The following is a 10912-nucleotide window of genomic DNA, read 5'->3' on the forward strand; positions in this document are numbered from 1 at the left end:
ATGGAAAACAAAGCTAATTACGCCCTGATCGGTGTTTTTGTCCTGGCCGCGCTCGCCGCGACGCTGGGCTTCATCCTTTGGTTGACCGGCTCGCAATTTGATCAACAGTTTGATGAGTATCAAGTGGCGTTCCAAGGCCCTGTCCGGGGTCTATCACCAGGCTCTGAAGTGCGCTTCAACGGTATCGGTGTCGGCGAAGTTACCAATATTCGATTGGATCGGGATGATCCGAACACGGTGCTGTCCACGATTCGTATTGATGCCAACACGCCTGTGGACACCAAAAGTTATGCGCAACTTGAGCCACTCGGTCTAACGGGATTGAATTACCTGCAAATCTTTGCTGGTGGCGAGAATTACACGCTGATCAAAAACTTGCCTGACAGTCCCGATGTTCCTCGCATTGAGGGCCGTAGCGATGCGCTGTCAGAGATTATCGAAGGCGGCGGGTCAGCCGTTGAACAGGCTCAACTCGCCCTGACCCAAATCAATAGACTTTTTAGTGATGAGGCTGTCTCAGATGTGCACGGTATCTTGTCTAACATTAACCGGATCACTGACGAGCTCGATGCATCTGACTTCGATATGAAGAATGTGAACCGCTTGATCAGTGATTTAGGTGTTACTGTGCGTGAAGTCGGTAATTTAGCGACAGCGGCGCAAAATACACTCTCGCTTGTTGACGGTGTGATCGAGAATGATGTGTCTGTCCTGATGGCGCGGGCGCAAACGACGATGGACGAGGTCGACAGCCTGTTAAATGCGCTCGAAGACACGGCTGGAAATGCAGATGAGTTGATTGTTGATACACGCGATGCTGTGAACCGCTTGTCCAACTCTGGTCTCACGGACCTTGAAGAAACGGTCGACGCCATTCGCCGATTGGTTTTGTCACTGGGTCGCGTGGCCGACGCGTTGGAACAAAGTCCGCTCGCGTTCATTTCTGGAACTGAAGCCGATGTCGTGGAGCTACCGCAATGATCCGTAATTTCGCGCTATCCGTCGCCGCTCTCTCAATAACGGCGTGTAGTATCATCCCCGATCCTGCTCCGGCGGAAATTATCTATCGCCTCTCTCTGTCCGGTGAAAGCGTTCCCGCGAATCCGCAAGCCACGGTTATCCGCGTTGACCGTCCAGCTGCGACCTCTGTGTTTAATTCGCGATCAATCGTTGTGTCCCCGGATGGGCGCCGCCTCTCGACTGCTGCGCAGGCGCAATGGCCGGAAGGGACGCCGACCATGTTGCAGGGCGCGCTCGTTGATGCTTTTTCTCGTGAAGCGTCAATCGTTGGCGTTTTACCAGAATCGGGCACGCGGACGGACACGCGCATACATTTCTCTATTAAGAATTTCGAAGCGCAATTTGATCGCGGCCCGGACTCAGCACCGCTCGCTGTTGTTCGCTATACTGTGACGCTGGCCAATGCGACCGACCGCCGTTTGATTGATACATTCGTCACGCGGCAGGAAATCCGGGCCCGTGCTGCGAGTGTCTCTGACATTGTTAAGGCGCTTGAAAAAGCTAATGACGCGGCGATGAGTGATATTGTGGCGTGGGTTGTTCAGGCCAATCGAAAAGGCTTGATTGCAGAAGCGATACCCGACCTCTCAGCCGGTTAAGGGGTCTTTTTAAGGCGTCGGGCTCGCCGCACGGCGAAAGATAAGATCGCGATGGCGGCGACTGTTATGCCGATTGTCGCCATGATCATTTCGATTCGACCACCGAAAATTTCACTCAACCCGTGACAGAGCGCGAAAATAACAACGCAATAGGGTAGGGCCGTGAAGAAGATAAACAGGCAGAATTTTGGGTAGCTGACCATAAAATAACCGCAGGCGACATAGACTGGCACCCGTGCAAGCGGAACAAACCGCGCCGTTAGCAAAGTCATGTACAGATTACGTTTTACCTTGTCGCGGAACTCCGTGACATGCTCACGCTCGGCATAGCGTCTGGCGCGAGACGACGTATGCGCAGCATAGCCAATCCAATATTTCCAGATATCAGAGGCGAAAAGCCCCGCTAAGATCACAAAAAAGATGATCGGGAAGTGGTTCGGATCTGCTGCGGAGAGCGTTGCTGCGGCAATAACGGCGGCATCTTCTTGCACAAAGGGGCCGAAAAAGATGCCGATATAAAGTATCCAACTCGGGTCCATCATGCGCGTTCCTATGGCGGAAGAGGGGGCGGGCTGTCTTGGAAAAAAGTGACTTTGGACTAAAAAGTGAGATAGGCGTGATGAGGCGTTATAAACTCTGAATTTTTTAGCTGAACTTTGCGCGTGCTTGATTGTTGAAACCCGACGTTTTGCATGGCATAGCGCGCCGAACCTCAATCCGAGCCCGGCAGATGACTGACCCGGTATCAACCGGGCACATCGCATTGCCCACAGACTAGTCAGAGACAAGAGCATGGACATCAAGGAACTCGAAGCCGACGGCTTGACCAAGAAATATCAGGTCACCGTCAAAAAAGAAGCGCTTCAAGACAAACTCGAAGCCAAGATAAAAGAGATGCAGCCGCAAGTTACCTTAAAGGGCTTCCGTCCGGGTAAAGTGCCAACATCACACATCCGCAAAATGTTCGGTCAGAGCATTATGAAGGATGTTGTCGAAGAGGTTCTCAACGAATCAAGCCAGAAGGCGATCAACGACAATAAGCTGCGCCCCGCGGGCCAGCCGCAAATCGATCTACGCGCCAATGGCGAAGACGTCACCCAAGGCAAAGCCGACCTCGAATATAATATGACGGTCGAAAGCATTCCTGAGTTTGAAACCGTCGATGCGACAACCCTCAAATTCACGAAACTTGTCACGGAATTGACAGACGAGTCTGTTGATGAGCGTCTGGCAGAACTCGCCAAGGGCCAGAAAACTTACAAGAAAAAAGCTAAAACAGCCAAAGCGAAAAAGGGAGACGCTGTCCTGATCGATTTTGTCGGCTCTATTGATGGTGTCGAATTTGAAGGCGGCGCAATGGAAGGCCATCAATTGGTCATCGGTTCCGGCACCTTTATCCCTGGTTTCGAAGATGAACTGATTGGCGTGAAAGCGGGCGATGAGAAGGACGTTACCGTCACATTCCCTGCTGAATACCAAGCGGCTGAGTTGGCCGGCAAAGAAGCCGTTTTCAAAACAGTTGTTCACGAAGTCCAAGGTGAAAAAGACGCCGAGATTGACGACGCATTCGCCAAAAACTTCGGCATGGATGACCTCGACGCTCTGAAAACAGCCATCAAAGAGCAAATGCAAACCGAGATTGATGAGCAGAGCCGTATGAAGCTGAAACGCGCCATTCTTGATGAGCTCGACGGCAAGCATGATTTCGAACTGCCCAAAGGCATGGTTGAGACTGAATTCACGAACATCTGGAATCAAGTCAAAGCCGAGAAAGAAGCCGGTCAGTTGGACGATGACGATGCGGCGAAATCTGATGAAGATCTCGAAGCGGATTACCGCAAGATTGCCGCGCGTCGTGTGCGTCTTGGGCTCGTTCTCGCCGAAATGGGCCAGAAAGAGACAATCGACATCAGCAATGAAGAGCTACAGAGCGCTCTAATTGCCGAAGCTCGCCGTTATCCGGGTCAAGAGCAGCAAGTCATCGAGTTCTATCAGAAGAACCCGCAAGCCCTCGCTCAGCTCCGTGCGCCTATCTATGAAGAGAAGGTCGTTGCCCTGATCACAGAGAAAGCCACGGTCAAAGAGAAAAAAGTCGATCGCGACACACTCTTTGAAGAAGATCCAATGATCTAAGCTTTAAAATTTACGTGTTTATAGCCGCCCCACGTTGGGGCGGCTTTTTTTTGAGCTGTTCACACTTACGCGTTCACACGAAGGGAACCCTTGCGTGGTAAGGCTTGCATCGCAATATAGAGATTAAGACTCACCCCATATTCGAAAGCCATCAATGTACGATCCGATTGATAAACTAAACTCCGTTACAAATTACCTGATCCCAACGGTTGTCGAGCAATCTTCGCGCGGTGAACGCGCCTTTGATATTTACTCGCGCTTGTTGCGGGATCGCATTATCTTTCTGACGGGTCCGGTCGAAGACAACATGTCTGCGTCCATCTGTGCCCAGCTTCTGTTTCTTGAATCCGAGAATCCGAAGAAAGAAATCAGTATGTATATCAATTCGCCCGGTGGCGTTGTGACGGCTGGCATGGCGATTTACGACACGATGCAATATATTCGCTGTCCCGTGAGCACCGTCTGTATTGGGCAGGCGGCGTCTATGGGCTCACTCCTGCTTTGTGCCGGCGCGCCGGACATGCGCGTGGCGTTGCCAAATGCGCGTATCATGGTGCACCAGCCATCAGGTGGTTTCCGCGGACAGGCGTCTGATATTCAGCGTCATGCGGACGATATTGTCGCGATGAAGAAGCGCTTGAACGAGATTTATGTCAAACATACGGGCAAGAAATATTCGGTAATCGAGAAAACACTCGACCGCGATCATTTCATGACAGCCGAAGAATCCAAAGACTTTGGCATTGTTGATCACGTTTACGCTGCGCGCGGTGATGACGCGTAAAGCGTTCAAACCGACTAAAATCCGTGCCGTCTGGCACGGATTGATCTACAGTCAGGCTTGCATCTGCGAGCGTATCGGCGTGGATTACAGAATTGAAAGACGGTGTTTACGAAATATCGTCATATGAGCGTTAAGCTGATTCTTATATCGGCATTGAGATTGCAGGGGGTCTCTGCGGCGCAGGCTTTGTTGGGACTGGAAAGAGTATGAGCAAGACGACTGAGAGCAAGAATACATTATATTGCTCGTTCTGCGGCAAGAGCCAGCATGAAGTGCGCAAACTTATTGCGGGACCGACCGTATTCATCTGTGATGAATGCGTCGAGCTTTGCATGGATATCATCAAGGAAGAGGGTAAATCCTCCTTGTCCAAAGGGACAGAGGGCGTGCCAACACCGCAGGATATCTGCGCCACGCTTGATGATTATGTTATCGGACAGAGTTACGCCAAGCGCGTCCTCTCCGTTGCCGTGCACAATCACTATAAACGCCTGAACCACGCCACGACCAACCCAGAAGTTGAATTGGCGAAATCCAACATCCTTCTCGTGGGTCCAACAGGGTGCGGTAAGACCTTGCTCGCCCAAACCTTGGCAAGAATTCTTGATGTGCCGTTCACAATGGCGGATGCAACGACGCTAACGGAAGCTGGCTATGTCGGTGAAGATGTCGAAAACATCATTCTGAAACTGTTGCAGTCCTCTGATTATAACGTTGAGCGAGCGCAACGCGGTATCGTCTATATTGACGAAGTCGATAAGATCAGCCGGAAATCCGACAACCCGTCCATCACACGCGATGTTTCGGGTGAGGGTGTACAGCAAGCCTTGCTGAAGATCATGGAAGGCACAGTCGCCTCTGTGCCGCCGCAAGGGGGGCGTAAACATCCGCAGCAGGAATTCTTGCAAGTCGATACGACTAATATCCTCTTTGTTGTCGGCGGCGCGTTTGCCGGTCTTCACAAAGTCATCGCCAATCGCGGCGACAAAGCCAGCATCGGTTTTGGCGGCACTGTGAAAGAAGAAGACTCACGAACTGTCGGCGATATCCTCCAAGGTGTTCAGCCTGAGGACTTGCAGAAGTTTGGCTTAATCCCTGAATTCATTGGCCGTTTGCCTGTGATTGCAACCCTGACGGATCTCGACGAATCCGCTTTGGTGACAATCTTGACGCAACCGAAAAATGCGCTCGTCAAACAGTACCAAACCTTGTTCGCCATGGAAGACGTCAAACTTAACTTCACGGATGATGCGCTCGACGCCATTGCCAAACAGGCACTCGCCCGGAAAACAGGCGCGCGGGGACTACGGTCCATCATGGAAGGCATCCTGCTCGACTCCATGTATGATTTGCCGTCCTATGAAGGCGTCAGCGAAGTCGTCATCAATGCGGAAGTTGTCGAGGGAGACGGCGAAGTCAAACCTCTCTTGATTTACGCCGAAGCGCCGGCTGAAAAAGCGGGCTAGTCTCGCCAGACATTCTAATGAAAAAGCCGCCCAATGGGCGGCTTTTTCTTTGGGTGATGCGAATTGGCCCTCAGGCTCGAGGCCGTGAGCCCGTGTATATGAACCGCGAGCCACGCGACCGTCTGTGAAACCGCCATGTTGCTAACGGCCGGGTGCGTATGCGGTGTGTCACGGATCGATATTCACGCCACTTAGACGAGGTCTGGTATGGTGCTGGAACGTGGCCGTGAGGGCTGAAATTAGAACGACATGACTAGGAACACCATTTGACTCCACACGAGGCTTGCATCCGGCCCGAACCCCGCTATGGCCCGCGCCATGTCCGATACGATCAAATACCTTCGCAACGTCGCCATTGTGGCCCACGTTGACCATGGCAAGACCACACTTGTCGATAAGCTCCTGCGCCAAAGCGGAACGCTTGATGAACGCGGCGCGCTTGATGAGCGCGTTATGGATAGCGGAGATATTGAGCGTGAGCGCGGCATCACCATTCTCGCTAAGAACACGGCTCTACGCTGGACAGCGCCTGATGGGCAGGAATGGCGCATTAATATCGTCGATACGCCCGGACACGCCGATTTCGGTGGTGAAGTGGAACGCGTCTTGTCGATGGTCGATAGTGTTGTGCTGTTGGTCGACGCCGTCGAAGGCCCGATGCCGCAAACATCCTTTGTGACTCGTAAAGCGTTGGAACATGGCCTCAAGCCCATCGTTCTCGTTAACAAGGTTGATCGCGCGGGTGCGCGTCCGGATTGGGTCGTCGATCAAACGTTTGATCTGTTTGATCGCCTCGGTGCAACTGATGAGCAGATGGATTTTCCGACCGTATTCGCGTCCGCCATTAATGGTTGGGCCACGCATAAAGCGGGAGAAGTCGGCACGGACATGGTTCCGTTGTTTGAAACAATTGTTCAAAATGTTCCTATTCCGCCAGTTGATATGAACGGTCCGTTGCAGCTCCAAGTGAGCGCGCTTGATTATGATAGCTATAAAGGCGTGATCGGCATTGGCCGAATTCAGCGCGGGACATTGCGTAAAGGCCAACAAGTCATCGTTGCGGCGGCAGACGGCCCAGATCGCAAAGCGAAAGTCGCGCAGATTTTTGGCTTCATGGGGCTGGATCGTGTCGAAACTGACGCGGCTACGGCCGGCGACATCATTACGTTCACTGGGATCGAAAAACTCGGTATTTCCGACACAATTTGCGATCCGGAACATGTGGAGCGATTGCCAGCGTTGACCGTGGATGAACCCACGATCTCCATGACTTTCCAGGTGAACGACAGCCCGTTTGCGGGTCGTGAGGGCAAATATGTCACCTCACGCAACATCAAAGATCGTCTTGACCGTGAATTGATCCACAATGTGGCGCTTCGCGTCGAGCAACTGGAAGAAGCGGATAAGTTCCGCGTGTCTGGTCGCGGTGAATTGCACTTGTCGATCCTAATCGAGAATATGCGCCGTGAAGGCTATGAAGTCGCGATTTCACGGCCACAGGTCATCAATAAAGAAATTGACGGCGTACTTTGTGAGCCGTGGGAAACGCTGATCGTTGACCTTGAAGAAGGCACGGAAGGCATGGTTATTCAACGTTTGAATGAACGTAAGGGTGACATTAAAAATATCATGCCGGACGGCAAAGGACGCGTTCGTCTGGATTATGAAATCCCGACTCGCGGCTTGATCGGGTTCCGGGGTGAATTCATGACACTGACATCCGGTAACGGACTACTTTACCACACGTTTGACCGTTACGCTCCACGCGCAGAGGCGGGGATTGGTCGTCGTCAAAAAGGCGCGCTCATCTCGAACTCAACCGGCAAAGCGCTCGCTTTTGCGCTGTGGAATTTGCAAGAACGTGGCAAGATGTTCATCGGTCATGCGACGGATGTCTATGAAGGTATGATTATTGGCGTGAATGCGCGTGAGAATGATCTAACCGTCAATCCACTTAAAGGTAAGAAGCTCACTAACGTTCGGGCGTCTGGGACCGACGATGCGGTCGTTTTGACAACCCCCGTCGATATGACACTCGAAATCGCGCTGGAATTCATCAATGATGATGAGCTTGTCGAAGTGACGCCCCTGAATGTTCGTGTGCGCAAACGCTACTTATTGGAGCATGAGCGTAAGAAGGACAATCGCCGCGCGTCTTAATCAGCGGACTAATTCCGCGTTATTTTAATCGGCGGACGTTGAAAACCATAAAGAGACGCGGCTGATTTGATCAGTCGCGACTCTTCCGGGACATATTCATTATCCGCGACACTAATCGTGACGAGGGCATCGTAGATGGCTTCGCAGTGCTTCTGCTCCCGAAAGCGCGCTAGCGCTTTGAGCACAAGCGTATTGCCGCCTTTGTCCCAAAGTTGGTCTTCTAATGCACTCTTGTTATCGTTGAACCAGGCCGTAATTTCGGCGTGTTCCAATTCATCTTTGCCAAAAAGATCGAGTAGACCGTTGGCCAATTCGATAAACACGGCTTGTTCAACGTCGCGAATTTTATGGTCAATGATGACGGCAATCGCCAAGGGCATCAAAATATCGTCGACCGTAAAGTCAGGATTGAAATCAGTGGGGGCCATATTAGATCATCCTCACGCGGATTGGGGCTAGCCCTTCGATACCGCCTTCGAGTTCGTCCCCAGCAACACAGGGACCAACACCTTCGGGTGTTCCCGTATAGATTAAATCTCCGGGTCCAAGGTCCATATCGCTTCCGATCTGACGGATTATCTCGTCCACGGACCAAATCATGTCAGACAGCTTGGCATGTTGTACGATCTCGCCGTTTTTACGCAGCACGATATGCGCTTTGTCGAGGGACACTTGATCAACCGGCGTTATGTCAGAGCAGGGGGCTGAGGCGGCAAAATCTTTTGCGCGTGACCACGGAGCCCCTTTTGATTTAGCAACGCTTTGTAGATCGCGACGGGTCAAATCGATCCCGACACCGTACCCAAACACACCGTCTGGACCGATGGCGGCGACCAACTCGATTTCGTAATGCATGTCTGTGGTATTCGGCGGATACTGAATTTCGGACCCAGTCTCTACGAGTGATTCAGCTGCTTTCGTAAAAATCACGGGTTCAGAGCGATTTGGGTCGCCGCCCATTTCTTTGACATGCGCGGCATAGTTTCGCCCGACGCAGTAAATGCGACGAACGGGAAAACGCGCGTCGCTACCGATAATTGGCAGGGAGGCGGGATCATGTGGCGGAAATGCATATTCGGTCATTGTTGGTCCCAAAGGTTACGCCTAGTCTAACAAATCAGACAGGAGGGGTCATGGAAAAACGACGTACACCCGATCAAAGATTTGACGCGCTACCCGATTATCCGTTCGCGCCACATTATACAGACCTCAGCGACGGCCTCAGATTACACTATGTCGATGAGGGGCCGCGGGAGGCAAGACCGGTTTTAATGATGCATGGAGAGCCTAGCTGGTCTTTCCTCTATCGCCATATGATCCCCCCGGTCGCGGACGCAGGTTTTCGAGCGATTGCGCCTGATCTAATTGGCTTCGGAAAATCCGATAAGCCGATGAAAACAAGTGATTATAGCTACACGGCCCATGTTGAATGGATGTTGGAATGGTTCGATAATCTGGACCTTTCGGGCGTTGTATTATTCTGTCAGGATTGGGGCGGGCTCATCGGTTTACGGCTTGTTGCCGCGAGACCGGATCGGTTTGCCGCCGTGATTGCAGGCAACACTATGTTGCCGACGGGCGAACACACGCCCCTGGACGCGTTCTTAGCATGGCAACAGTTTTCTCAAACAGTGCCAGAGTTTCCGACAGGAAAAATCCTGCAAGGCGCGACCGTTCGTAATTTATCGGATGCAGAAATCGCGGCCTATGATGCGCCCTATCCGGATGAGAGCTACAAGGCTGGCGCGCGAATTTTCCCGGCTTTAGTCCCAACTTCACCGGATCACGACGGCGCGGCGGATAATCGTGAGGCGTGGAAAGTCCTGAACGCGTGGGATAAACCCTTCGTCACAAGTTTTTCCGATCAGGATCCTGTCACCAAAGGCGGTGACGCGGTATTTCAGAAACGCGTGCCTGGAACAAAAGGGCAGCCTCACCGCACGATCGTCGGCGGTGGGCATTTCTTGCAAGAGGATAAGCCAGACGAGCTGGCCTCGATTATCCTCGACGTCGCGGGAACGCTCTAGTCAAGGATGGCGTAACTCATCGTCACTGTTGAGCCGATTTCGCGCTCACCGGGGGCGAGGGGCGGCGCGGAATCTGCGCTCATGGATCGCGCCATCATTCCTTCATTGTAACGAATTGGGCTTGGGGACGACCCTTCTTGCAATGACAGGAGGCGACCTAGGCGCACATTGGCGGATTGCGCCATCGTGCGGGCTTTAATTTTGGCTTTCTCAATCGCTGCGGCTCGGGCTTGGGCTTGTGCCGCTTCGGGCTCGCTCACGGTAAAATTGACACCGTTGATATTGTTCAATCCAGCTTGCAGCAATGAGTCGATAAGCTGACCTGTCTGGTTAAGATCGCGGGATGCAATGGTGATTTGATTGCTGGCACGATAGCCGACGAGCAGAGGTTGGCCATTGGTACGTTGTTCGTAATCGTATCGTGGGCTGAGATTCAAATTTGTGGTCGATATATCTCTTTCGGCGATGCCATTGGCCGCGAGTGTCGCAAAAACATTGCGCATCAACTCTGAATTCCGGGCCATAGCCTCTTGCGCCGTTTTCCCATCGCTCTGCACACCCGCTGAGACCGAAACGAGATCAGGAATAACATCAACGTTGGCAGACGCTGTGACATGAATAACGCCGGGCATTTCCGTTTGGGGGGAATGGGCGAGCGCTGCTGTGGGTAAAGCCATAGCCGCAGATACGAGAAGAGTGGGGAGAAGACGAGACATAATAGAC

General features: G+C 52.4%; 11 protein-coding genes. 7 read left to right on the forward strand and 4 right to left on the reverse strand.

Annotated features, from left to right (window positions below; genetic code table 11):
• Both IE105_RS01510 and IE105_RS01515 read left to right on the forward strand, forming a co-directional pair.
• Positions 1-981, forward strand: a complete 981-nt coding sequence (locus IE105_RS01510; protein WP_189494662.1) for an MlaD family protein — start codon at positions 1-3, stop codon at positions 979-981.
• Positions 978-1619, forward strand: coding sequence for an ABC-type transport auxiliary lipoprotein family protein (locus IE105_RS01515; protein WP_189494665.1), 642 nt, complete (start codon positions 978-980; stop codon positions 1617-1619). The genes IE105_RS01510 and IE105_RS01515 overlap by 4 nt, the downstream gene beginning before the upstream one ends.
• Here the strand turns inward: IE105_RS01515 and IE105_RS01520 are convergent.
• A complete protein-coding gene (locus tag IE105_RS01520) occupies positions 1616-2161 on the reverse strand; it encodes a DedA family protein (RefSeq protein ID WP_189494667.1) in 546 nt (181 codons plus the stop codon). The two genes, IE105_RS01515 and IE105_RS01520, sit on opposite strands and share 4 nt — an antisense overlap.
• Positions 2162-2411: 250 nt before the next feature.
• Between IE105_RS01520 and tig the strand changes: the two genes are divergently transcribed.
• The 4 genes from tig (at position 2412) to typA (ending at position 8162) form a co-directional block, all read left to right on the forward strand.
• Positions 2412-3752 carry a trigger factor gene (tig, locus tag IE105_RS01525; protein WP_189494669.1) on the forward strand — a complete coding sequence of 447 codons (1341 nt, stop codon included), beginning with the start codon at positions 2412-2414 and terminating at the stop codon, positions 3750-3752.
• A 154-nt stretch (positions 3753-3906) separates the two neighbouring features.
• Positions 3907-4536 carry an ATP-dependent Clp protease proteolytic subunit gene (locus IE105_RS01530; RefSeq protein WP_189494671.1) on the forward strand — a complete coding sequence of 210 codons (630 nt, stop codon included), beginning with the start codon at positions 3907-3909 and terminating at the stop codon, positions 4534-4536.
• 206 nt (positions 4537-4742) lie between these two features.
• A complete protein-coding gene (clpX, locus tag IE105_RS01535) occupies positions 4743-6002 on the forward strand; it encodes an ATP-dependent Clp protease ATP-binding subunit ClpX (RefSeq protein ID WP_189494674.1) in 1260 nt (419 codons plus the stop codon).
• Positions 6003-6320: 318 nt separating this feature from the next.
• Positions 6321-8162: a translational GTPase TypA gene (gene typA / locus IE105_RS01540; RefSeq protein WP_189494677.1), complete on the forward strand. Its 1842-nt coding sequence runs from the start codon at positions 6321-6323 to the stop codon at positions 8160-8162.
• A gap of 8 nt (positions 8163-8170) precedes the next feature.
• Here typA and IE105_RS01545 read toward each other — a convergent pair whose 3' ends face one another.
• Both IE105_RS01545 and IE105_RS01550 read right to left on the reverse strand, forming a co-directional pair.
• Positions 8171-8590, reverse strand: a complete 420-nt coding sequence (locus IE105_RS01545) for a tellurite resistance TerB family protein (protein WP_189494680.1) — start codon at positions 8588-8590, stop codon at positions 8171-8173.
• Position 8591: 1 nt separating this feature from the next.
• Positions 8592-9245, reverse strand: coding sequence for a fumarylacetoacetate hydrolase family protein (locus IE105_RS01550; protein WP_189494683.1), 654 nt, complete (start codon positions 9243-9245; stop codon positions 8592-8594).
• A 50-nt stretch (positions 9246-9295) separates the two neighbouring features.
• On the opposite strand from IE105_RS01550, the gene IE105_RS01555 reads away from it, so the two are divergent.
• Positions 9296-10189 carry a haloalkane dehalogenase gene (locus IE105_RS01555; RefSeq protein WP_189494686.1) on the forward strand — a complete coding sequence of 298 codons (894 nt, stop codon included), beginning with the start codon at positions 9296-9298 and terminating at the stop codon, positions 10187-10189.
• On the opposite strand, the gene IE105_RS01560 is transcribed toward IE105_RS01555, so the two are convergent.
• The gene (locus tag IE105_RS01560) at positions 10186-10905 is read right to left on the reverse strand and encodes an SIMPL domain-containing protein (protein ID WP_189494689.1); all 720 of its coding nucleotides are present in this window, start codon (positions 10903-10905) and stop codon (positions 10186-10188) included. The genes IE105_RS01555 and IE105_RS01560 overlap by 4 nt on opposite strands.
• Positions 10906-10912 lie beyond the last annotated feature (7 nt).

It is taken from the genome of Algimonas arctica (assembly GCF_014652695.1).
GTDB classification, from domain to species: domain Bacteria; phylum Pseudomonadota; class Alphaproteobacteria; order Caulobacterales; family Maricaulaceae; genus Litorimonas; species Litorimonas arctica.

What these genes read in the sequence shown, in the direction of transcription:
- IE105_RS01530 (WP_189494671.1), top strand. Translation starts at nt 3,907, where the DNA reads ATGTACGATCCGATTGATAAACTAAACTCCGTTACAAATTACCTGATC.
- IE105_RS01545 (WP_189494680.1), bottom strand. Translation starts at nt 8,590, where the DNA reads ATGGCCCCCACTGATTTCAATCCTGACTTTACGGTCGACGATATTTTG.
- clpX (WP_189494674.1), top strand. Translation starts at nt 4,743, where the DNA reads ATGAGCAAGACGACTGAGAGCAAGAATACATTATATTGCTCGTTCTGC.
- IE105_RS01515 (WP_189494665.1), top strand. Translation starts at nt 978, where the DNA reads ATGATCCGTAATTTCGCGCTATCCGTCGCCGCTCTCTCAATAACGGCG.
- IE105_RS01520 (WP_189494667.1), bottom strand. Translation starts at nt 2,161, where the DNA reads ATGATGGACCCGAGTTGGATACTTTATATCGGCATCTTTTTCGGCCCC.
- IE105_RS01560 (WP_189494689.1), bottom strand. Translation starts at nt 10,905, where the DNA reads ATGTCTCGTCTTCTCCCCACTCTTCTCGTATCTGCGGCTATGGCTTTA.
- typA (WP_189494677.1), top strand. Translation starts at nt 6,321, where the DNA reads ATGTCCGATACGATCAAATACCTTCGCAACGTCGCCATTGTGGCCCAC.
- tig (WP_189494669.1), top strand. Translation starts at nt 2,412, where the DNA reads ATGGACATCAAGGAACTCGAAGCCGACGGCTTGACCAAGAAATATCAG.
- IE105_RS01555 (WP_189494686.1), top strand. Translation starts at nt 9,296, where the DNA reads ATGGAAAAACGACGTACACCCGATCAAAGATTTGACGCGCTACCCGAT.
- IE105_RS01510 (WP_189494662.1), top strand. Translation starts at nt 1, where the DNA reads ATGGAAAACAAAGCTAATTACGCCCTGATCGGTGTTTTTGTCCTGGCC.
- IE105_RS01550 (WP_189494683.1), bottom strand. Translation starts at nt 9,245, where the DNA reads ATGACCGAATATGCATTTCCGCCACATGATCCCGCCTCCCTGCCAATT.